Source organism: Agrococcus sp. AC640b, from assembly GCF_979255995.1.
Genome location: NZ_CEEDMM010000020.1, coordinates 83294 through 104361 on the forward strand (window position 1 = coordinate 83294; position 21068 = coordinate 104361).

Genomic DNA, 21068 nt, shown 5'->3' on the forward strand with positions numbered 1-21068 from the left:
ATCCGGTCTCGGGTGCGGGGCCGCCGCGCGTCCGGCATCCTTCGGACGCCTCCGTGACGAACGCCCCGGTCGTGACGTCTCCATCGTGCGCGGCGACGCCTCGCCGCATCCGCATCCACCCCGGTCCAGGAAGGACCCCATGCTCCCTCGCATCCTCACGCTCGTCGTCACCTTCGTCGTCAAGCGCGTGCTCGGCCGACGCGGTCGTGGCGGCGACGCGACCGACGGTCGCCGCGGCCCCCGTGGAGGCCGTCGTGGCTGAGCGCACCGTCGCCGCCGAGGGCGTGGACGCGCAGGGCCCGGTCTCGGAGGGCGCGAGGCAGCGCCGTCGCCGCTCGCCCCTCGACGTCGTGCGCCGCGTGCCGCGCGAGCTCGCGTCGGCCGTGCGGGAGGGCATCGGCGACGCTCGCGAGGAGGTCGCGACGAGGACGCGGGACGCCCGCACGGGTCTCGTGCTGCTCGGCGTCGGTGCCGCGCTCGCGCTCGTCGCGCTCACGACGCTCGCCGTGACGACGACCATCGCGCTGGCCGTCGTGCTGCCGTGGTGGGCGGCGATCGCGAGCATCGTCGGCCCGTTCGCCGTCGCAGCCGCCGTCGTCGCGGCGCTCGGAGCACGTCGGCTGCGCGCGGGCGCGCCGCCCGTGCCCGCCGATGCGATCGGCGACACGCGCCGACGCGTGCGCCGCACGCTCGGTCGCGACGCGTAGGCACGACACCGGCGTCCCCGTCGGCGCCGGCAGCGGCGTCGGCCGCAGGCGAGGTGCGCCTAGGCTCGTCCGGTGACCATGGAGCCCGGCGACCCCACCACCGGGCGCGTGCCGATCGTCGCGGGGCCGGACGCCGCGGCACCGCCGCCCGAGCCGGCGCCGCGTCGCAAGCGATTCGTCGACCTCGAGCCGCTGCGCGCCTCCCCGGCGTTCGCGCGCCTCTGGATCGCGAACGCGATCTCGGGCATCGGCTCGATGGTGACGGTCGTCGCCGTCGGCCTGCAGATCTACGACATCACCCAGTCGACGCTCGCCGTCTCGCTCGTGGGCCCCATCGGCCTCATCCCCATGATCGTCGCGGGCCTGTGGGGCGGCATGCTCGCCGACGCCTTCGATCGCAAGCGCGTGCTGCTCGTGTCGGCCACGGTCGGCTGGGCGTCGGTGCTGGGCATCGTCGCGATGTCGGCGTACGACGCATGGGCGCTCGGCGAGGGGCAGCGCGTCGAGGTGTGGCCGTTCTACGTGCTCGCCACCGTCAACGCGGTCGCCGCGACCGTCTCGGGTGCGACGCGCAGCGCCATCACGCCCCGCATCGTGCCCGCGCATCTCCTCTCGCGGGCGGCGGCGCTCAACGGCATCGCCATCGGCAGCATGGTGACGATCGGCCCGGCGCTCGCGGGCGTGCTCGCCGCGACGGTCGGGCTGCCGTTCACGTTCGCGGTCGACGCCGTGCTGTTCTCCGTCGCCTTCGTCGGCATCCTCGGCCTGCCCGCGATGCCGCCGATCGGGCAGGTCGCGAAGCCCGGCCTGCAGTCGCTGCGCGACGGGATGCGGTTCCTGCGGCACGCGCCGAACCTGCGCATGTCGTTCGTCGTCGACATCATCGCCATGCTCTTCGGGCGCGCGAACGTGCTGTTCCCCGCCGTCGGCGCGCTCGTGATCGGCGGAGGCCCCATCACCGTGGGGGTGCTCACGGCCGCGGGCGCCGTCGGCACCCTGGTCGCGAGCGTCCTCTCCGGACCCGTCGCGCACATCCACAGGCACGGCCTCGCCGTGCAGCGGGCGATCATGCTCTACGGCACGGCCGCGGCGCTGCTGGGCGTCGTGCTGCTCGCGACGACGCTCGCAGGCGTCCCCGTCACCGACCAGCTGGACGGCGTGGCGTGGCCGGCGCTCGCGCTCGCGTGCGTCGCGATGGCGGGCATGGGCGCGAGCGACGAGATCAGCGCGATCTTCCGCTCCACGATGCTGCTGCAGGCGGCGCCCGACGAGATGCGCGGACGCCTGCAGGGCGTCTTCACGGTCGTCGTCGCAGGCGGTCCGCGCCTCGGCGACCTGTACGCGGGCCTCACGGCGTCGCTCGTGGCGCTGTGGTTCCCGCCGCTGCTCGGCGGCCTGCTCATCGTCGCGCTCGTCGTGCTCGTCACGAGGATGCAGGGCACCTTCCTCGCGTACGACGCGCGCACGCCGACGCCGTAGCGCTCCGCGACCGATCCTCGCGGCGAGGCCGCCGTGCTCGCACGGGTCGGTAGGTTCGACGGATGGACCTGCTTCCCGAGATCGTGTCGATCGCGGTGCTCGTGGTCATGTTCGTCGTCGCGACGGTGCGCGGCGTCAACATGGGCGTGCTCGGCTTCATCGCTGCAGCCGGCGTCGGCGGGCTCGTGCTCGGCATGACGGTCGACGAGTACCTCGCCGGCTTCCCGATCGACCTGTTCGTCACGCTGCTGGGGCTCACGTTCCTGTTCGGCTTCGCGCAGCACAACGGAGCGATCGAGGTCGTCGTGCACGCGTCGATGCGACTGCTGGGTGGTCGCACGCAGCTCGCACCGTGGCTGTTCTTCGCGCTCACGGCGGTGCTCATCGCGATCGGCGCGCTCTTCGCGGTCGCGATCATCGCGCCGCTCGCGATGGCGTTCGCCAGGCGTGCGCGCCTCAACCTGCTCATGACGGGCGTCATGGTCGTGCACGGCGCCCTCGCAGGAGCCTTCTCGCCCGTGAGCGTGTACGGCGTCTTCATCGCCGACTTCCTCTGGTCGAACGGGTTCGAGTCGCAGCCGCTCACGCTGTTCCTCGCCCCGTTCCTCGCGAACACGGCGTTCGCGCTCGTCGTCTTCCTCGTGCTGCGCAGGCGGCCGGGCATCGTCGACGTCGACGGGAGCGACGCCGAGACGGATGCTGCGGGATCGGTCGGCTCCGGCGCGATCGCGACGGCCACCGACGTCCGCATCCGCCCAGACGGCATCCAGACGCTCACGCTCGTCGGCCTCGTGGTCATGGTGCTCGGCGTCGTCGTGCTGCAGCTCGACATCGGCATCCTCTCGCTGACGATCGGCGCCGTGATCGGCATCGTGCGACCCGCGCACGCCCCGGTCGCGCTGTCGAAGGTCAGCTGGTCGGTGCTCGTGCTCATCACGGGCGTGCTCACCTACATCGCCGTGCTCGAGGCGGCGGGCACCGTCGACTGGGTCGGCGACGGCATCGCGGCGATCGGCGTGCCGCTGGCTGCGACGGCGCTGCTCTTCCTGCTCGCGGGCGTCGTCTCGGCCCTCGCGTCGTCGCTCGGCATCATCGGCGTCGTCCTCGCGCTGTCGCTGCCGTTCCTGCAGCAGGGCGAGGTCGCGCTCGGCGGCTTCATCGCCGGGCTCGCCTTCGCGGCGACGATCGTCGACATCTCCCCGTTCTCGACGAACGGCGCCATGCTGCTGGCGAGCACCGAGGGTGCCGTGCGCGAACGCCTGTACCGGCAGATGCTCGTCTACGCAGGGCTCATGGTCGCCGTCGGGCCCGCGGTGGGCTGGCTCATGGTCGCGGTGCCGACCGCGCTGGGTCTCTGACGCTCGAGAGCGCAAGCGGGTGCGCGCCGATCGTCGTCGCGCGAGCATGGATGGGACCGCACGACCACTCTCGAGAGGACGACCATGGGACCGCACGTCGCCGACCTGACCATCACGAGCGAGGACTACGAGCCGGATGCCGCGATGCCCGACCGGCTCAGCAAGGACGGCGGCAACGAGGCACCTCGGTTCGTCGTGTCCGGCGTGCCCGCCGACGCCGTCGAGCTGGCGCTCGTCGTGCACGACCCGGACGCCCCGATGGCGCGCGGCTTCACCCACTGGGTGGTCTACGGGCTGCCCGCCCAGGACGGCCCGCTCGATGCATCGGTGGGCCGAGCGGCGCCGACGAGCGCGGGGGAGCCCGGCTGGTACGGGCCGCAGCCGCCTGCCGGGCACGGCACGCACCGGTACTACGCGTGGGTCTACGCGCTGTCGGCCCCCATCGTCGGCGAGCCGACGCGCGAGGCGTTCCTCGATCGTCACGCCGACGCGATCCTCGAGCAGAACCGCGTCGTCGGCACCTACGCCCGCTGAGCACGGTGGCGGCCCGGGCGCTCGCCCGGGCCGCCTCGAGCATCAGCTGCGGCGTCGAGCCCGACGACGCGCCACCAGCAGCGCGGCCACGCCCGCGGCGAGCACGCCGGTCGCGACAATGGCGACGACGGGATCGGGCGATGCGCCCGTGCGCGGCAGCGGCTCGGTCATCCGGTCGCCGGGAGGGGCCGACGCAGGCGTCGGAGCAGGCGTGGGCGTGGGCGTCGCGCTCGGCGGCGCGATGGGCGTGAGCGGCGTGTCGACGACGTCGCATCGGTCGGCGTCGGCCTCGAGGCCGTCGTTGGGCTGGCACGCACCCGGCACGGAGGGCATCTCGGTGCTCGTGACCGTCGCGACGTTCACGACGGTCGCGGCCGTGCTCGGCGTGGTCGCGACCGTGCCGCGCAGCGTCAGCGCAGCCCGTGCGCCCGGCTCGAGGTCGCCGACGCTCCACACGCCCGTCGCAGGCTCGAACGCGCCGCGCGTCGGCGCCGCATCGACCGCGATCGACGCGACGTCGAGTTCGGCCGGGTAGACGTCGGCCACGACGACGTCGGACGCGGCGGCCGGGCCGAGGTTCGCGACCTCGATCGTCCACCGCACCGATGCCGAGCTGCCGTCGTCTGCGAGCAGGATCTCGTCGTCGACGCGCTTGTCGATGCGCAGGTCGGCGAGCGGTGCCAGCTGCACCGTCGCCTCGGCCGAGTCCTCGATGGACGCCCAGTCGTCGATCGACCGGAGGTCGCCCCACGATCCACCGATGCCGTCGTTCTGGTTGGGATGCTCGCCGCCCGCCTCCCATCCGTGCACGCCACCGGCCGACGTCGTCGACGGGTCGCTGCCGACGAGCTGCGGCGTGCGCGACCATCGCGCAGCGCTCGTGGCATCGAGCGCCGTGTCGTCCCAGTGCAGCGTCGCAGGCCCCGGGTTCGGACCCGTGAGCGCCTCGACCTCGATGCCGCCCGTGCTCGTCTCTGCGTCGATGCGCAGGAAGTGCAGCGGCGACACCTGCGCCATGGATGCGCGGAACGTCACCCCCGTCGTCGTGACGGGCACGGCGGCGCCTGTCGCATCCGCACCGTCCCACGCCCACGAGAACGCGCCGGGCTCGAGCACCGCCACCTCGTCGGCGACGTCGGCGCCGCCGTCGAACGCGCCGTCGCCGTCTGCGTCGACCTCGATGCGCACGACGCCCGGCTGGCCGCCGAGCTCGCCGGTCAGCGTGCCGGCGTTCGCGTCGGCGCCGGAGCGGGCGAACGCGAGCGCGCCGATCGTGGGCGAGGCGTAGTCGGCCGACAGCCACGTGTCGTCGACGCGCCCGTCTGCCCACGCCGTCGTCGAGGCGGGCAGGTCGTCGGCAGGCGCATCGAGGAACAGCCGGTACGCCGACAGGCCGGGGCAGTCGATGGCCGATGGCTGCCAGAAGCCTGCGCCGATGCCGCCTCCCTCCGGCGAATGCGACATGGGCACCGAGCGGCCGGCGGGCTCGCACGTGCCGGCGACGGCGTTGCCGACGTCGTTCATGCGCAGCGTCGAGTCGACGCCGTCGTAGCCGGCGAGCGTCACGCGGTAGTCGGCGCCGTCGGGGGCGGAGGCCACGACCTCGATCGTCGTGGTCTCGGGCGTGTGGATGGCGAGCGACTCCGTCCACACCCGCCCCGGGATCGAGGCGCCGTCGCGGACGACGCCGACGTCCCAGGCGAGCGACGCCTCGCCGCCCGACCCCGGCGAGGCGTCCCGCACCGCGATCGACCACACGCCGTCGGTCGCGCTCGTCCACGTGCCGCCCAGATGCGTGCCGGCGATGGCGGCGGGCGCCGCGTCGTCGTGCACGACGACGCCCGTCGGATCCGTCACGACGACGCGTGCACCCGCAGGCGTCCTGGCGGTGGTCGCCAGATGCGCCACGACCTCGTCGCCTGCGGCGGCGTAGGCCAGCAGGGTCGTCGAGCCCGCGTCGGTGTAGCCGCCCTCGAGCAGCGTGCCAGGCAGCGTCGTCGTGGCAGGGCCCGGCACGAGGTGGGGCTCGTCGACCCCCCAGGCCGATGCGCCCCCGACCGCGAGCATGCCGATGCCCAGCATCGTGGCGAGCGGCGCGGCCCGCCGTCGCCGCGCCGCGGATGCGTCGGGATCGTGATGGATGGTGCCTGGTCGTCGCTGTCGCATGGGGCCTCCTTGGTGCCGCCGCGACGGTATGCAGCGGCGACGTCGCCCAGGAGGCTCGATCGGGCGGGTGTGGATGGACGCGCTCTCCACAGGTCGCCGGCGCACGCACCACGCAGAGGAGGGGGCCGCCAGCCGGCGACCCCCTCCTGCGACGTGCGGTGCTAGCCCTTCGCAGACCCTGCGAGCAGACCGCGCACGAAGAAGCGCTGCAGCCCGAAGAACACCAGCAGCGGCACGACGAGCGAGATGAACGCACCCGCCGTGAGTCGCTCCCACGCCTCGCCGCGCGCGCCGGCGAGCTCTGCCAGGCGTTGCGTGAGCGGTGCCGTGTCCGGCTGCCCCGTCGAGAACACGAGCGCGACGAGCAGGTCGTTCCACACCCACAGGAACTGGAAGATGCCGAACGATGCGATGGCGGGCATCGCCAGCGGCAGCACGATGCGCAGGAAGATCTGCCCGTGGCCGGCCCCGTCGACGCGCGCGGCCTCGATGACCTCGCCCGGGATCTCCGAGATGAAGTTGTGCAGCAGGAAGATCGCCAGCGGCAGCGCGAAGATCGAGTGCGCGATCCACACCGACACGAACTGCCTGTCGGGGATGACGGGGAAGACGTCCGACACCCACTCCATCCCCGGCTGCACGAACGTCACGAACAGCTGCAGCAGCGGGATGAGCGCCATCTGCAGCGGCACGATCTGCAGCGCGAAGATGACGACGAACAGCGTCGACGAGCCCTTGAACTTGATCCACGCGAACGCGTACGCCGCGAGCGCCGCGAGCACGAGCGGGATGAGCGTGCCCGGGATCGCGATCGCGAGGGAGTTCACGAAGTACTCGCCCAGCTGCGGCGACTGGCTCGAGCCCGAGAACAGCACCTCCGCGTAGTTGTCGAACGTGAACCCGGGGTTCTCGAAGATCGTCCACCAGCCGGTGGTCGAGATGAGCTCGGCCGGGCGGAACGACGACACGAAGAGCCCGAACGTGGGGATGGTCCACAGCACGGCGATGACGAGCGCGATGATCGTCGCGATCGGCGACGTCAGACGCCGCTTCACCCGGGCGGCGCGGCCGCCCGTGCCGAGGAAGTCGTCCGGGTCCTTGATGTCGGGGTCCGGGGTGGTGGCGGCCGTGGTCATCGGATCTCCCTCTGCCGGCGCAGCACGCGCACGTTGTAGATGACGATCGGCAGCACGAGCACGAACAGGATGAGCGCGAGCGCCGCTCCGCGTCCTGGCTCGCCAGCGCGGAACGCCTGCGTGTACATCTCGTTCGCGACGACGGACGTGTCGAAGTTGCCCGCCGTCATCGTGCGCACGATGTCGAACACCTTGAGCGTCGCGATCGAGATCGTCGTGACGACGACCACGAGCGACGAGCGGATGCCGGGCACCGTGACGTTCCAGAAGCGCTGCCACGGGCTCGCGCCGTCGAGCTCCGCGGCCTCGAGCTGCTCGATCGCGATGCCCTTGATCGCTGCCGACAGCACCGTCATGGCGAAGCCGGTCTGGATCCAGATCATCACGATGATGAGCGCGAGGGTGTTGCCCGGCGCGGTCTGCAGCAGCTGCTGCGGCTCGCCGCCGAACGACACGATGAGCTGGTTGATGAGGCCGAACTGCTCGCGGTCGCCGCCGCGGTAGGCGTACATGAAGCGCCAGATGATGCCTGCGCCGACGAACGAGATCGCCATCGGCAGGAAGACGAGCATCTTGTAGATCTTCTCGCCGAGGCTCTTGTCGATGAACACGGCGTAGGCGAGACCGACGATGGTCGACAGCAGCGGCACGAGGATGACCCAGGCGACCGTGTTGCCGAGGGTGATGAGCGCGTTGCGCTGCGTGAACATCCACACGAAGTTCTCGAGCCCGTTGAAGGCGCCCGTGTTGTCGGTGAACGCGAGCATCGTCGTGCGCACGGCCGGGTAGAGCAGGCCGACGGCGAGCAGGGCAGCCGCCGGCACGAGGAAGACGACCATGGGGCGCGACTCGTCGTCGGCCGAGGCCAGGTAGAGCAGCAGCCCGACGACGGCGGAGAGCATCGCCGCCGCGTACGGCCAGGCGCCGAGCTCGGGGACGACGAGCGACAGCGCGACGAGCAGCGCGGCGAGCGCGAGCATCGCCAGCAGTCGCACGTGCCGCGCGATGCGGCCGGGTGCGGCGAGCTCGGCGAGCGCCGAGACGACGCCGACGGCGATCGTGGCGGCGCCGATGACGGTCGCGGCGCCGGGGGTGAGCCAGCGGGCGACGTCGTCGCCGTACAGGGTCGGGAACAGCAGCATCGCGACGCCGACGAGCACGAGCGGCACGCCGCCGGTGAGCGCGCGCCTGACGCGGCCGCCGAGCAGCTGCGCGGCGCCGAGCACGATCGCGAGCACGAGCAGCAGCGCACCGAACGTCGCTGCGACCTGCGCGGACAGCCAGGTGCCGAGGCCGCTGGAGACGTATGCGGGCAGCGCGAATGCCGCGACCGCGAGGACGAGCACCGGTCCGCCCGAGCGGATCGCCGCGCCCGTGCGCTCCGACGGCACGACGTCGGCGACGAAGAGCACCGCTGCGATGGCCAGGATCGCCCCGCCGAGCAGCACGGGGATGCGCGCGCTCGAGACGAGGCTCGGGATCAGCATCGGTGCCACGAGCACGAGGCAGCCGATGACGGCGAGCACGAGCGTGCGAATGAGCATGCTGCGTCGCTCGGCCTGCCGGGTGTCGAGCGACACCAGGAGCAGGCCGATGAGGGCGGCGAAGCCGGCGAGCCCTGCGACGACCTGCAGGATCTTGCCGATGAGGTCGAGCGTCGACATGGACGTCCCTTCGTATGACCGGCGTCAGATGCGCGTGACGCCGGGGATGGGTCGCCCCATCCCCGGCGTCGATGCGATCAGGACGGCCAGCTCTGCTCGACGGTGGCCAGCATGGTCTGCGAGTCGGTGCCGCTGACCCAGTCGACCATCCCGGTCCACAGGCTGCCGGTGCCGACGGAGCCGGGCATGATGTCCGAGCCGTCGAAGCGGAACGTGGTGTCCGGGTCCTGCAGGATGTCCACGGCCTGCTGCAGCAGCGGGCTCTGCGCGTTCGCCGGGTCGAGGCCGGTGTTGGCGCTCGTGACGCCGCCGATCGACACGCGGATGTTCGCCCAGGTGTCGGTCGACAGGAACGTCTGCAGAGCGACGACCTCGTCGGAGTCGTTGAAGGCGCCCACGAACTCGCCGCCACCGGTGACGACGTTCGAGTCCGCACCGTCACCGGGGGTCAGGAACGCCCAGACGTCGCCGTCCTCCGCGACCTCGGTGCCCTCTGGCCACTGGGCCGAGTAGAACGAGGCCTGGTGGTGCATGGCGCACTCGCCGTCGAGGATGGGCAGGCCCGCCTCGCCGAAGTCGGTCGACGAGATGGTCGAGACGTCGCCGAAGCCGCCGTTGACGTACTCGGGGTTCTTGATGATGTCGCCGACGCGGTCGAGCGCCTCGACGATCTGCGGGTCGTCGAACGGGATCTCGTGGTTGACCCACTGGTCGTAGACCTCGGGGCCGTGCAGGCGCAGGACGTAGTCCTCGAGCCAGTCCGTGCCCGGCCAGCCCGTGGCCTCGCCGGAGCCGAAGCCGACGCACCAGGGCGTCGTCGTGCCGGACTCGGCGACCTGGGCGGTCAGCTCGTCGAGCTCGTCGAGCGTGGTCGGGATCTCCCAGCCGTTCTCCTCGAACATGCTGGGCGAGTACCAGACGAAGCCCTTGACGCTCGCCATGAGCGGCGCTGCGTAGAAGGTGCCGTCGACGGTGCCGTAGTCCTGCCAGTCCTGGTTCCAGAACTCCTGCGCGTTCTCGGCCACGGCGTCGGGTGCGGGGAGCAGCGGCGAGCCGACGCCCTGCTGCGATGCGATCGAGGCGAGCAGGCCGGGCTGCGGGAAGATCGCGAGGTCGGGCGGGCTACCACCCTGCACACGCACGTTGATCTGGGCCTCGAACTCGCCCGAGCCCTCGTAGACGACGTCGATGCCGGTGCAGTCCTCGAAGTCCACCCAGGACTCCTCGAGCTGCTCCTGCTCGGTCTCGAGGATCGTGCCGTACACGGTCACCTCGGCCCCGTCGAACGTGCCGTATGCCTCGTAGTCGCTGCAGTCACCGCTGCCGCCGCCGGCGTCGCCGCCGGAGCCTCCGCCGGTCGGCTCGTCGCCGACGCAGCCGGTGAGTGCGAGCGCAGTGATGCCTGCGATGCCGATCGGCATCAGCAGGCGGCGCTGGGAGCGCTTCATCGGAACTCCTGTCTCCATGGGTGCAAGTGCTGCGGCGACCCGGAGACAGGCGTGGGCGTCTGCTGCGGCGCCCTCGCCAGAACCGGAACCGGTTCCACAGCATTGGTCACTGTACGGTCCGACCCTGGACGCCGCAACGATCCTGGCGCTTCGGTATCGCTTCGTCACCGAACCGTGATAGTGATTGGAACCGGTTGCATCGCCGATCCGGCGGTGCGCATCCGGATGCGCGAGGGAGCGCCATGGCCGTGATCGACGACGTCGCGAGGCTCGCGGGCGTCTCGAAGGCCACGGCGTCGCGTGCCCTCTCGGGCCGCGGATCCGTCGCGGATGCCACGCGTCAGCGGGTGCTGCAGGCTGCGGCGGCGCTCGACTTCCGCGCCTCGCCCGCCGCGGTGTCGCTCGCGACGGGCCGCACGAACGCGATCGGCGTGCTCGCTCCCGCCATCGACACCTGGTACGTCTCGACGCTGCTGCGCGGCATCGCGGAGGCGGCGCTCGCGCACGACCGCGACGTCGTGCTGTACGACCTCGGTCGGGGTGCGCAGATGCGCGAGCGCGTCTTCGAGCGGTTCCTGCAGCGGCACCACATCGACGCGCTCATCTCGACGACGTTCTCGCTCACGCACCGCGAGGTGTCGCGGCTCGCATCCATCGGCATCCCCGCGGTCGCGCTCGGCGACGGTGCGGCGGGCGTGCGCTCGTGGTGCCTCGACGACGAGCGCGTCGGCACGCTCGCGACCGAGCATCTGCTCTCGCTCGGGCACCGGCGCATCGTGCACGTCGGGGGGTCGACGGTGCTCGACGAGTCGCTGTTCGCGGCGGAGCGGCTGCGCGAGCGCGGGTATCAGCGCGCGATGCGCGCTGCGGGCCTCGATCCCGAGCCGACGCGGCTGCACGACCCGACGGTCGCGGCGGCGCACGAGCACGGGATCGCGATGCTGCGGGACTCGACCCGGCCCCGCGCCGTGTTCGCGGCGACCGACGAGATCGCGATGGGCATCCTGCTCGCCGCCCGCTCCCTCGGGCTGCGGGTGCCGCTGGACCTGTCGGTCGTGGGCGTCGATGACCACTCGTACGCGGCGTCCTTCGATCTGACGACGGTGCGGCAGGATCCGCGCGAGCATGGCGAGCGCATCGTCGACTGGGTGGTGGGCGACCTCGCGTCGCCATCGGGCGACACCTCGCACACCCTCATCGAGCCGCAGCTCGTCGTGCGGGGCTCGACGGCGCCCGGCTGATCCGCCCCGACTGGTCGCCGTTGCACCTCGACTGGTCACCGTTGCACCCGAATCGCCCTGGTCGCGGTGCAACCGTGACCAGTCGGAGTGCAACGGTGACCAGTCCGGGACGTCAGGGACCGGGGGAGGGGGCGACCAGCACCACCTCGACGCCCGCGGCGCGGATGGCGTGCACGACGTCGGCGGATGCGGCGGCGGTCGTGACGACGACGTCGACGTCGTCGAAGGACGCGAACCGATGCGCCGAGGTGCGCGCGAGCTTGTCGGGCGTCACGACGAGCACGACCAGCCGCGACGCGTGGATGGCCTCGCGCTTGACCTGCGCGTCGTCCCAGCCCGCGACCGTGAGGCCCGACTCCGGCGACGCGGCGCACGCGCCGAGGATCGCCACGTCGAACCGCGTCTCCCGCACGGCCTGCAACGCCCCGACGCCCGCGAACGACAGGTCGTCGTGCACGATCGTGCCGCCTGGCACGCGCACCTCGGCGCCAGGACGCGCACCCAGTGCCGCCGCGGCGTGCAGGGACAGCGCGAGGGCGCGGATGCGGCGGCCGGCGAGCGCGCGGGCGACGGCGACGGCGGTCGTGCCGTTGTCGATGAGCACCGACGCGTCGTCGGGCACGAGCGCGGCGACGGCGGCTGCGAGCGCGGCCTTGTCGTCGCCGTGCTCGCCCGAGCGCAGCGCGAACGGGAACCCCGAGCCGCGATGCGCGACAGGCTCGGCCCCACCGCGCACGCGCACCAGCGCGCCGACGTCGGCGAGCTCGGCGAGGTCGCGACGCACGGTGATCGCCGAGGCCCCGGTGAGGGCGCGCAGCTCGTCGACCGTCCGGCGGCCCGACTCGATGGCACGGATGATCGAACGCTGCCGTTCCGATCGTTGCACCTGATCAGTCTGGCCCATAGCGTGCACGAGTGCCCATCCGCTCCTCGCTGCGTGCCATCGCCGGATCCGGCCTCATGTTCGCCACGAACGGGGCGATCTTCGCGGCGCTGCTGCCCTGGTACCCGCAGCTCGCCGACCGCCTCGGGCTCGGAGGCCTGCAGTTCGGGCTCGTCGTGGCGTGCTTCGCGCTCGGCGCGATCCTGTCGTCGGCGCTGCCGGCGCCGCTCATCCGCCGCTTCGGCGCCGTGCGCGTCGCCGTCGTCGGCACCGGCGTGCTCGCGATCGGGGTCGCCACGGCCGGCTGGTCGTCGACGGGCGTCATGCTCGCGGCGTGCATCCTCGCCGTCGGCCTCTCGGATGCGGTCGTCGACGTCGCGCAGAACGTCGCGGGGCTGCGCGTGCAGCAGCGCGCAGGCAGGCCGATCCTCGGCTCGATGCACGCGCTGTGGAGCCTGGGCGCCGCAGGCTCCGGGGCCATCGCGACGGCTGTCGCCGCGACGGGAGGCGACCTGCGCATCCACCTCGCGGTCACGGGGGTCGCATGCGTCGTGCTCGTGGCGGTCGCCGGCTGGCTCGTCGGGCCCGTGCAGGAGGCGCCTGCCGACGACGCACCCGGCGTGCGCGGGCTCGCGAGGTGGCGGGCTGCGGCGATCGTCGCGCTGCCGATCGTCGTCATCGCCATCGCGGGCACGGTGGTGGAGGACGTCGCGAACAACTGGGCCGCGCTGTCGGCCGTGCGCCTGGCAGGCCTCGACGCGTCGGTCGCGGGCATCGCGTTCACCGTCGTGATCGCGAGCCAGTGCGTGGGCCGCTTCACGGGCGACCTCCTCATCCATCGACTCGGCCGCGGCACGGTCGCGCGCATCGGGGGCTGCCTCGTGGCGCTCGGTGGCATCGCGATCGTCGCCGCATCGGAGCCGGTGCTGCTCGTCGTCGGCCTCGTGCTCGCCGGCTACGGCTGCGCGACGCTCGTGCCGAGCGCGTTCTCGGCCGCGGGGTCGATCCCGGGGCTCAGCGAGGGCGCGGGGGTGACGGTGGTGAGCTGGCTCATGCGGCTGGGCTTCCTCGGCACGAGCCCGCTCATCGGCGGCCTGTCCGATGCGGTCGACCTGCGCGCGGGGCTCGCGGTGCTCGTCGTGGCGGGCGTCGTCGCGGCGGTGCTCGCCGGCCGCCTCGAGCCGGGTGCGCAGCGCGCGACCGCGCCCGCCGACTGACGCACCCCGAGGAGACGGCGTCGCGGCGCCGCACGAGATGACGCTGAGCGGGGTGCCACCTGCAGGGTGCACGTGCTCGCCCGCTCAGCGTCACCTCGCGCGGGTGCGGGTCGCCGAGCGCAAGCCCACCCGGCTGCGCTGTCCGAGCAGCCGCATCCATGCTTGGCTTGGGCGTCGTCCGCCGTGAGGCCCGGAAGGATCGCAATGTCGTTCACGTCCCCCATCCCGATCATCGGCGCCAGCCACGTGCCCGGTCTGCAGCTCGACCGCGACTGGCACCGCAAGAGCGTCTTCTACGAGGTGATGGTGCGCTCGTTCGTCGACTCGAACGGCGACGGCTTCGGCGACTTCCAGGGGCTGACGTCGAAGCTCGACTACCTGCAGTGGCTCGGCATCGACGGCATCTGGGTGCCGCCGTTCTTCCAGTCCCCGCTGAAGGACGGCGGCTACGACGTCTCCGACTATCAGGCGGTGCTGCCCGAGTACGGCACGATCGACGACTTCCGGCACTTCGTGTCGGAGGCGCACGCCCGCAACATGCGCATCATGATCGACCTGCCGATCAACCACACCTCCGACCAGCACCCCTGGTTCCTCGCATCCAGGGAGGACCCCGAGGGGCCGTACGGCGACTTCTACGTGTGGCGCGACACCGACGAGGGCTACCCGAACGTGCGCATCATCTTCGTCGACACGGAGACGTCGAACTGGGCGTTCGACAGCGCGCGCAGGCAGTTCTACTGGCACCGGTTCTTCTCGCACCAGCCAGACCTGAACTTCGAGAACCCCGCGGTGCACGAGGCCGTGCACGACATCCTGCGCTTCTGGCTCGACATCGGCGTCGACGGCATCCGCCTCGACGCCATCCCGTACCTGTACGAGTCGGAGGAGGGCAACGGCGAGTCGGAGCCCGCGACGCATCAGTTCGTGCGCGACCTGCGGCGCATGGTCGACGACGAGTACCCGGGGCGCGTGCTCATCGCGGAGGCGAACCAGTGGCCGGCGGAGACGGCGGAGTACTTCGGCACCGCCGAGGAGCCCGAGTGCCACATGGCGTTCGACTTCCCGACGATGCCGCGCATCTTCTACAGCCTGCGCGCGCAGAACGCGTCGGAGCTGCAGCGGGTGCTGTCGGAGCAGGTGGAGGTGCCGCCGGGCGCCGCATGGGGCGTGTTCCTGCGCAACCACGACGAGCTGACGCTCGAGATGGTGAGCGAGGAGTACCGGCAGGCGATGTACGGCTGGTACGCCTACGACCCGCGGATGCGCTCGAACGTCGGCATCCGTCGCAGGCTCGCGTCGCTCCTCGACAACTCGCGCGCCGAGCTCGAGCTCGCGAACGCGCTGCTGCTGTCGCTGCCGGGGTCGCCGTTCCTGTACTACGGCGACGAGATCGGCATGGGCGACAACATCTGGCTCGACGACCGCGACGCGTCGCGCACGCCGATGCAGTGGACGCCGGACCGCAACGCCGGCTTCTCGACCGCCGACCCCGGCAAGCTGTTCCTGCCGCCGGTGCAGTCGCTCGTCTACCACTACACGTCGGTGAACGTGGAGGCGCAGATGGCGCAGGCGTCGAGCCTGCTCAACTGGATGCGCTCGGTGCTGCACACGCGCAGGCAGCATCCCGTGTTCGGCCTGGGCACGATCAAGGTGCTCGACACCGACAACGAGGGCGTGCTCGCGTTCGTGCGCTCGTACGAGGGCGACGGCACCTACCACGGGCCGAAGCGCGAGGACGTCCTGTGCGTGTTCTCGTTCAGCCACAACCCGGTGCACGTCACGATCGACGCGCCCGACTTCGCGGGCTCGGCGCTGCACGACCTGTTCGGTGGCGGCCAGTTCCCGACGATCGCCGAGGACGGTCGCTTCTCGCTCACGTTCGGCACGCAGTCGTTCTACTGGCTGCACGTGGCGCCGAACCGGTAGTCGCGCTCGACCTCGACGCCGCGCGTGCGACCTGGCGCGGTCAGGCGCTCGCGATCTGCACGAGCCCCGTCACGATCACGGCGACGCCCCCGAGCGACGCGACGGCGATGCACGCGATGCGGCCCGCGCGAGGGTCGATGCGCTTCGCGGCCGCGCTGCCGACGACCGCGCCGACCGCGAGCGCCGCGAAGGCGACGATCCACTCGATGGGCGAGAGCGCCGGCCATTCGCCGCGCATGAGGAGCGACACGGTGCAGACGATCACGAGGTAGGCCTGCATGCTCGTGACGAAGGCCTTGTGCTCCCACCGCGCGGCGATCGCGTATGCCGTGATCGCGGGCCCGCCGACGCCGGCGAGCACGTTCATGACGCCGCCGAGCGCGCCCGCGCCGATGAGGCCGGGCCACCGGTCGAGCCCGCGGATGCGGCGCGCGGCGACGCTGATCGACAGGGCGAGCAGCACGAGCACGCCCGCGACGATCGACAGCACCGGGCCCGAGAGCGCGCGCGCGAGGAGCGCGCCCGGCACGATGGCGACGGCTGCGGCGAGCGCGAGCGGCAGGATGCGTCGGTAGTCCACCTGCCGCACGACGCCGAGGTAGGCGACGAGCGCCGTGGCGAGGCCGAAGACGTTCGCGACCACGACGCCCTGCAGCGGGCCGAGCAGCAGCATGAGCATGGGTGCTGCCACGAGGCCGAAGCCGATGCCCGCGACCCGCTGGGTCGTCGAGCCCAGCAGGACGATGCCGCCGATGGCGGCCGCGACGACCACGCCGGGTCAGCCGCGCACGACGGCGGTCTTCGCGACCTTGTCGTGGATCGCCTGGCGACGCGCGTCCCAGATGGGCCACAGGCCGTCGACGATCGGGAAGATGCCTGCGAGGAACGACAGGCCCGGCACGCCCGAGACGAGGTTCGGCAGCGCGAAGTGCATGAGCCAGCGCAGCGTGGCAGCCCGCCAGATGGGCAGGCCCTCGCGCTCGCGCAGCCGCACGCGGATGCCGACGAGGCGCTTGCCGATCGTGCGGCCCCGCGTCGCGACGAGACCCACGTGGTAGATGCCGCTCGCGGCGAGCTGCAGCAGCGAGAACGCCAGCAGCATGCCCGAGTTCGCGGCGACGAACGCCTCGAACGCGTTCAGCACCTCCGCGTCCGACGCGCCCGCCGCGCGCTCGACGAGGGCGCCGATCTCGTTCCAGACCCCGAGGACCGCACCGAGCAGCAGCGTCACGATGCCCAGCACGATCCCGTCGAGCAGGTAGGCGACGAGGCGGCGGCCGAACGTGGCGAGCTCGACGCCGTCGGGCGTGCGGATGCGGTCGTCCGGCGACGCGGGCTGCTGCCAGCGGCCTGCGCCCCATCCGGGTGGCTGCTCCGGCTGCGCGTCGTACGGCTGGCCGCCGTAGGGCTGCCCTTGGAAGGCCTCGGGCTGCTGCTGCACGGGCGCGCCGGGCGCCTCGAGGTGCGCGGGCGCCGTCTGCTGCACGGCGAGCCACGTCTCGCCGTCCCAGTAGCGCCGGTCCTCGGGGCCCGTGCCGAACGGATCCTGGTACCAGCCGGGCTCCCGGGACTGCTCGCTCATGCCCTCGATCGTACGGCGGTCACCTGTGGTCCGTGCGCCGAGCCGGCTCTGCCAGCACGACGCTCGTGCCGGCGGCGGAGTCGTGGAACGCCTGCCTGCGGTCGTGCCACAGCGGCCGGAGCCCGTCGATCGTCGTCCACAGGCTCGCGGCGCCGCCCGCCCACGGCAGCGGCCCGATGGCGACAGGTGCGAGCTGCACCGCCCAGCGCGCCGTCGCCTCGGCGGCCGTCGGCAGGCGCTCGTGGTCGCGGTGTCGCACGCGGAGGCCGAGGAGGCGCTTGCCGAGCGTCCATCCGACTCGCGTGAGCATGAGGATCGAGTAGGCGGCGCCGACGAGGAGCGTCGCGCCGACCATCGCGACCGCGTACCACCAGGGGCCCGAGAAGGGCTGCTCCCATGCCTCGCGCACGACGTCGTCGGGCATCGCGCCGAACCATCGCACGGGCGGCAGCAGCTGCAACGGCAGCAGCACGGCCTGCACGGCGAGGGCCACGAGGATGCCGTCGACCCAGTACGCCACGAGCCTGCGCCACCAGCCGGCGAGCGGCACGCCGTCGGGTGTCACGACGCGGTCGCGCTGCGATGGCGTCATCATCTCGAGCGGGGTCGGCGCCTCGCGTGGCACGCCGTCGTGTCCGGGGATCCAGTGGTCGCTCATGGCGGGCACGGTACCGAAGCGCGCGGCGCGTGCGAACCCCCTGGCCTGCACGGGCGGCGGTGCGGCGTAGCCTCGACGCATGAGCAACGACGAGGCCGCACCGGTGGTCGAGGCGGAGCGTTCGTGCATCGACGAGGCGGCCTCCGCGGGGGTCGAGCTGCTGCTGCCGCGCGAGGTGCCGCTCGGCGGCCCGCGGGCGATGCCCGTGCTGCGGGTGCTGCCGAACAAGCACCGGCACATGGTGGGCGCGTGGTGCTTCGCCGACGCGTTCGGCCCGGAGGACGTGACGACCCACGGCGGCATGGACGTGCCGCCGCATCCGCATACGGGGCTGCAGACGGTGTCGTGGCTCGTCGCAGGCAGCGTCGAGCATCGCGACTCGCTCGGCTCGGTCCACACCGTCGCGCCCGGTGGGGTCAACGTGATGACGGCGGGCCGCGGCATCGCCCACTCCGAGCACTCGACGCCCGAGACGACCTCGCTGCACGGCGTGCAGCTGTGGGTGGCGCTGCCGCGGGCGCAGCGCGGCATCGCACCGCACTTCGCGGGCCTCGACGCCGTGCCGACGCTCGCGGTGGGGGATGCGACGGTGCAGGTGTTCGCAGGGTCGCTGGGCGTGCTGCACGCCGAGGTGCCCGTGCACACGCCCATCGTCGGCGCCGAGGTGCGGCTGCCTGCTGGCGGCGTCGCCGAGGTGCCTGCGGATCCGTCGTTCGAGCACGGCGTGCTCGCCCTCACCGGCGGGCTCGTCGTCGGCGGGGTGCCGGTGCCGGTCGGCGGCATGGTGGTGCTCGCCCCGGGCGACGACCTCGTGCGCATCGAGGCGGATGCGGGTGCCGAGGCGATCGCGATCCTGCTGGGCGGCGAGCCGTTCGCCGAGGAGATCGTGATGTTCTGGAACTTCGTCGGCACGTCGCACGACGACGTCGCGGCGGCGCGGGAGACGTGGATGCGCGAGCGCGACGAGCACGGCGAGCGCTTCGGCACGGTGCCGGGCGGGGAGGGCACGCTGCCGTCGCCGCGGCTGCCCGACGTCGAGCTGCTGCCGCGCGGGCGGGCCAGGCGGCGCTGACCTAGGCCGACGCAGGCTGGGTGGCGCGGGCATGCGACGCCGTCGTCGCAGCCGCGGCAGGCAGCGCGAGCCGGGTCGCGACGCCCGCGAGCACGGCGGCGAGGGCGCCCACCCACGGCATCGCGTCGGACATGCCGCCGCCACCGCCGGGAGGCAGGGCGTCCGACAGGCTCATGCCCATCGAGAACTCCCACCACGGCAGCAGCAGCAGCGCCGCGACGGCGGGTGCCATGGCCATCGCCGCAGCCCGTCCGGGCGCCGCGCGGCGTCGCAGCGCAGCGAGGCCCGCGACGAGCACGGCGAGAGCCGAGGCGGCAGCCCACGTCACGAGCATCGGGATGCCGTGCGTCTCGCCACGGCGCGCGAGCTCCGCGTAGATCGCGTCGAGCTCGAAGCCGGGGGCGAGCGCGAGCGGCAGCCACACGAGCCCGTCGAGGAGTCCGACGCCGACGGCGGCGAGCCCGGTGACGACGCCGGCGACGACCGGCACGACGGCTGCGGGTCCGTCGGCGCCGCCGCGGAGCGCCAGCGCGACGGCGGCGAGGGCGAGCACGCCGAACGGCACGACGAGCACGAGGGGCCCGAGGAGGATCGCGAACATCGACACGGCGGCCGCGATCGGCAGCGCGACGAGCGTGCCGAGCGCGAGCCAGGCGCCGCGGGCGGCGAGGGTGCGGTCGCGCACGACGGCGAGCACGATCGTGCCGACGCCGGCGAGCATCCCGGCGACGAGCAGTGCCGCGAGCGGCAGCGTGCGCCACCATTCGCCGGTGGTGGGGACGGCGGCGGGCGTCATGCCCGCGGCGGCGAGCGCCATCGCGAGCCAGGGCAGCGCCGTGCGCACCCGCGCGTCCTGGAGCGTCGATCGCATGCTGCGACGCTACCGAGCGGCGCCTGGTGACGGCGTCGTCCGAGCGGAGGATCGTGCCGACGGTCGCCACCGAAGATGCAGGAATCCAGATTCTTGCCACCTGCGCAAGGTCGGGGCAGATCCGACCTCTCCTGCGTCGGTCGATGCCCCGGCGTCCGGTTAGCGTCGAAGCGTGCTCTCTCGCACACGATCGACGGTCGCGTCGTGCTCCGCTTCGCGGGGGCCAGCCAACCGCGACGCGACCGTCGATCAAGATCCGGGCTTCCTCCGACGCCCGCGCAGCCCCTTCGGGCCTCAGGCGTTCGCGCGTGCGAGGTCGGCGATCACGTCGGCCATGGCGGCGGGCTCCCACGAGTGCCACGCGCCTTCGACGGCGATGGAGCGGCCGCCGGTCGCGGCGGCGATCGCATCCGCGGCCTCGGTCATGCCCGGGAAGGTCTCGGTGCCCACGGTCGCGACGACGGGCACGCGCACGTCGGCCAGCAGATCGTCGAGCGGTGCCGAGGTGGCCCACACGAGCGACTCCCCGTCGGGGCCGTAGGAGACGACCTCGGCCACCATCGCCGGGAAGTCGGGCGCGCGCCTGGCACCGTCGAGCCACTCGGGCGGCATGTCCTCCATGTACGTCTCGAGGGCCCGCTCGAGCTCGCCCTCGCCGATGAGGGCGGCGCAGCGACCCCACCAGTCGGCGGTCGACTCGGGCGTCTCGGTCAGCGGCGCCTCGTGCAGCGCCAGCGCGCTGGCGGGGATGCCGCGGGCTGCGGCGGCGAGCGCGATCGAGCAGCCCGACGAGTGGCCGACCAGCACGGCGCGGCCGCCGACGCGGTCGACGAGCGCGCGGACGGCGTCGAGCTCGCGGCCCAGGTCGATGGGGCCGTCGACGACGCTCTCGCCCCGCCCCAGGCGGTCGTGCACCGTGGACTGGATGCCGGCATCCGCGAGCAGCCTGGCGGTCTCGGTCGTGACGGGGTCGGTGGCGCGGTGCGGACCGGCGCCGGCGATGAAGACGACTGCGGGTGCGTCGTCGGGGCCGCGGTGGTCGAAGGCGACGACGTCGCCCCTGGTGGTGGTCACGTGCTCGGACATCGTCCGCTCCCTCGGTCGTTCGATCGGGCGCTGCGTC

The 21068-nt window shown here is 72.8% G+C and carries 19 protein-coding genes; 9 read left to right on the plus strand and 10 right to left on the minus strand.

The annotated features are described in order from the left end of the window. Positions 1-139: 139 nt before the first annotated feature. From ACZ6H8_RS09045 to ACZ6H8_RS09065, 5 genes are all read left to right on the plus strand, one after another. Entirely contained in the window at positions 140-262 is a 123-nt protein-coding gene (locus ACZ6H8_RS09045) for a hypothetical protein (RefSeq protein ID WP_464146442.1), read from the plus strand. Then, complete coding sequence (locus tag ACZ6H8_RS09050) at positions 255-707, plus strand: phage holin family protein (protein WP_464146443.1); 453 nt, start codon at positions 255-257, stop codon at positions 705-707. Before ACZ6H8_RS09045 ends, ACZ6H8_RS09050 begins: the two co-directional genes overlap by 8 nt. A gap of 78 nt (positions 708-785) precedes the next feature. Further along, positions 786-2186, plus strand: a complete 1401-nt coding sequence (locus ACZ6H8_RS09055) for an MFS transporter (RefSeq protein WP_464146651.1) — start codon at positions 786-788, stop codon at positions 2184-2186. Positions 2187-2248: 62 nt separating this feature from the next. Beyond that, positions 2249-3544, plus strand: a complete 1296-nt coding sequence (locus ACZ6H8_RS09060) for an SLC13 family permease (protein WP_464146444.1) — start codon at positions 2249-2251, stop codon at positions 3542-3544. 84 nt (positions 3545-3628) lie between these two features. Further along, entirely contained in the window at positions 3629-4078 is a 450-nt protein-coding gene (locus tag ACZ6H8_RS09065) for a YbhB/YbcL family Raf kinase inhibitor-like protein (RefSeq protein WP_464146445.1), read from the plus strand. 42 nt (positions 4079-4120) lie between these two features. Here the strand turns inward: ACZ6H8_RS09065 and ACZ6H8_RS09070 are convergent, their stop codons facing one another. The 4 genes from ACZ6H8_RS09070 to ACZ6H8_RS09085 form a co-directional block, all read right to left on the minus strand. Beyond that, positions 4121-6244 carry a DUF11 domain-containing protein gene (locus tag ACZ6H8_RS09070; protein WP_464146446.1) on the minus strand — a complete coding sequence of 708 codons (2124 nt, stop codon included), beginning with the start codon at positions 6242-6244 and terminating at the stop codon, positions 4121-4123. A 161-nt stretch (positions 6245-6405) separates the two neighbouring features. Beyond that, a complete protein-coding gene (locus ACZ6H8_RS09075; RefSeq protein WP_464146447.1) occupies positions 6406-7380 on the minus strand; it encodes a carbohydrate ABC transporter permease in 975 nt (324 codons plus the stop codon). After that, on the minus strand, positions 7377-8282 hold the full coding sequence (locus ACZ6H8_RS09080) for a carbohydrate ABC transporter permease (protein ID WP_464146652.1): 906 nt from the start codon (positions 8280-8282) through the stop codon (positions 7377-7379). Before ACZ6H8_RS09080 ends, ACZ6H8_RS09075 begins: the two co-directional genes overlap by 4 nt. A gap of 839 nt (positions 8283-9121) precedes the next feature. Beyond that, positions 9122-10492, minus strand: coding sequence for an ABC transporter substrate-binding protein (locus tag ACZ6H8_RS09085; RefSeq protein ID WP_464146448.1), 1371 nt, complete (start codon positions 10490-10492; stop codon positions 9122-9124). 242 nt (positions 10493-10734) lie between these two features. On the opposite strand from ACZ6H8_RS09085, the gene ACZ6H8_RS09090 reads away from it, so the two are divergent. After that, positions 10735-11733 carry a LacI family DNA-binding transcriptional regulator gene (locus tag ACZ6H8_RS09090; RefSeq protein WP_464146449.1) on the plus strand — a complete coding sequence of 333 codons (999 nt, stop codon included), beginning with the start codon at positions 10735-10737 and terminating at the stop codon, positions 11731-11733. Between the two features lie 112 nt (positions 11734-11845). Here the strand turns inward: ACZ6H8_RS09090 and ACZ6H8_RS09095 are convergent, their stop codons facing one another. After that, a complete protein-coding gene (locus tag ACZ6H8_RS09095; protein ID WP_464146450.1) occupies positions 11846-12619 on the minus strand; it encodes a DeoR/GlpR family DNA-binding transcription regulator in 774 nt (257 codons plus the stop codon). Between the two features lie 29 nt (positions 12620-12648). Here ACZ6H8_RS09095 and ACZ6H8_RS09100 point away from each other — a divergent pair, with 29 nt between their 5' ends. Beyond that, the gene (locus tag ACZ6H8_RS09100; protein WP_464146451.1) at positions 12649-13833 is read left to right on the plus strand and encodes an MFS transporter; all 1185 of its coding nucleotides are present in this window, start codon (positions 12649-12651) and stop codon (positions 13831-13833) included. A gap of 204 nt (positions 13834-14037) precedes the next feature. Further along, positions 14038-15762 carry a maltose alpha-D-glucosyltransferase gene (treS, locus tag ACZ6H8_RS09105; protein ID WP_464146452.1) on the plus strand — a complete coding sequence of 575 codons (1725 nt, stop codon included), beginning with the start codon at positions 14038-14040 and terminating at the stop codon, positions 15760-15762. A gap of 40 nt (positions 15763-15802) precedes the next feature. On the opposite strand, the gene ACZ6H8_RS09110 is transcribed toward treS, so the two are convergent. The 3 genes from ACZ6H8_RS09110 to ACZ6H8_RS09120 are packed head-to-tail and all read right to left on the minus strand — an operon-like array spanning position 15803 to position 18002. After that, positions 15803-16534, minus strand: coding sequence for a TSUP family transporter (locus tag ACZ6H8_RS09110; RefSeq protein ID WP_464146453.1), 732 nt, complete (start codon positions 16532-16534; stop codon positions 15803-15805). A 6-nt stretch (positions 16535-16540) separates the two neighbouring features. Continuing rightward, positions 16541-17344, minus strand: a complete 804-nt coding sequence (locus tag ACZ6H8_RS09115; RefSeq protein WP_464146454.1) for an RDD family protein — start codon at positions 17342-17344, stop codon at positions 16541-16543. Between the two features lie 19 nt (positions 17345-17363). Continuing rightward, positions 17364-18002 (minus strand): RDD family protein, encoded by a 639-nt coding sequence (locus tag ACZ6H8_RS09120; protein ID WP_464146455.1) that lies wholly within the window; start codon positions 18000-18002, stop codon positions 17364-17366. Between the two features lie 79 nt (positions 18003-18081). Here ACZ6H8_RS09120 and ACZ6H8_RS09125 point away from each other — a divergent pair, with 79 nt between their 5' ends. Then, complete coding sequence (locus ACZ6H8_RS09125) at positions 18082-19074, plus strand: pirin family protein (RefSeq protein ID WP_464146456.1); 993 nt, start codon at positions 18082-18084, stop codon at positions 19072-19074. 1 nt (position 19075) lies between these two features. Here the strand turns inward: ACZ6H8_RS09125 and ACZ6H8_RS09130 are convergent, their stop codons facing one another. Together ACZ6H8_RS09130 and ACZ6H8_RS09135 are read right to left on the minus strand one after the other, a co-directional pair. Beyond that, the gene (locus tag ACZ6H8_RS09130; protein WP_464146457.1) at positions 19076-19945 is read right to left on the minus strand and encodes a hypothetical protein; all 870 of its coding nucleotides are present in this window, start codon (positions 19943-19945) and stop codon (positions 19076-19078) included. A gap of 294 nt (positions 19946-20239) precedes the next feature. Next, positions 20240-21019, minus strand: coding sequence for an alpha/beta fold hydrolase (locus tag ACZ6H8_RS09135; RefSeq protein WP_464146458.1), 780 nt, complete (start codon positions 21017-21019; stop codon positions 20240-20242). Between the last annotated feature and the right edge of the window lie 49 nt (positions 21020-21068).

Coding starts and splice junctions, on each gene's coding strand:
- ACZ6H8_RS09045 (WP_464146442.1), top strand. CDS start 140: ATGCTCCCTCGCATCCTCACGCTCGTCGTCACCTTCGTCGTCAAGCGC.
- ACZ6H8_RS09055 (WP_464146651.1), top strand. CDS start 786: ATGGAGCCCGGCGACCCCACCACCGGGCGCGTGCCGATCGTCGCGGGG.
- ACZ6H8_RS09060 (WP_464146444.1), top strand. CDS start 2,249: ATGGACCTGCTTCCCGAGATCGTGTCGATCGCGGTGCTCGTGGTCATG.
- ACZ6H8_RS09065 (WP_464146445.1), top strand. CDS start 3,629: ATGGGACCGCACGTCGCCGACCTGACCATCACGAGCGAGGACTACGAG.
- ACZ6H8_RS09070 (WP_464146446.1), bottom strand. CDS start 6,244: ATGCGACAGCGACGACCAGGCACCATCCATCACGATCCCGACGCATCC.
- ACZ6H8_RS09075 (WP_464146447.1), bottom strand. CDS start 7,380: ATGACCACGGCCGCCACCACCCCGGACCCCGACATCAAGGACCCGGAC.
- ACZ6H8_RS09080 (WP_464146652.1), bottom strand. CDS start 8,282: ATGCTCTCCGCCGTCGTCGGGCTGCTGCTCTACCTGGCCTCGGCCGAC.
- ACZ6H8_RS09085 (WP_464146448.1), bottom strand. CDS start 10,492: ATGAAGCGCTCCCAGCGCCGCCTGCTGATGCCGATCGGCATCGCAGGC.
- ACZ6H8_RS09090 (WP_464146449.1), top strand. CDS start 10,735: ATGGCCGTGATCGACGACGTCGCGAGGCTCGCGGGCGTCTCGAAGGCC.
- treS (WP_464146452.1), top strand. CDS start 14,038: ATGTCGTTCACGTCCCCCATCCCGATCATCGGCGCCAGCCACGTGCCC.
- ACZ6H8_RS09115 (WP_464146454.1), bottom strand. CDS start 17,344: ATGAGCGAGCAGTCCCGGGAGCCCGGCTGGTACCAGGATCCGTTCGGC.
- ACZ6H8_RS09120 (WP_464146455.1), bottom strand. CDS start 18,002: ATGAGCGACCACTGGATCCCCGGACACGACGGCGTGCCACGCGAGGCG.
- ACZ6H8_RS09125 (WP_464146456.1), top strand. CDS start 18,082: ATGAGCAACGACGAGGCCGCACCGGTGGTCGAGGCGGAGCGTTCGTGC.
- ACZ6H8_RS09130 (WP_464146457.1), bottom strand. CDS start 19,945: ATGCGATCGACGCTCCAGGACGCGCGGGTGCGCACGGCGCTGCCCTGG.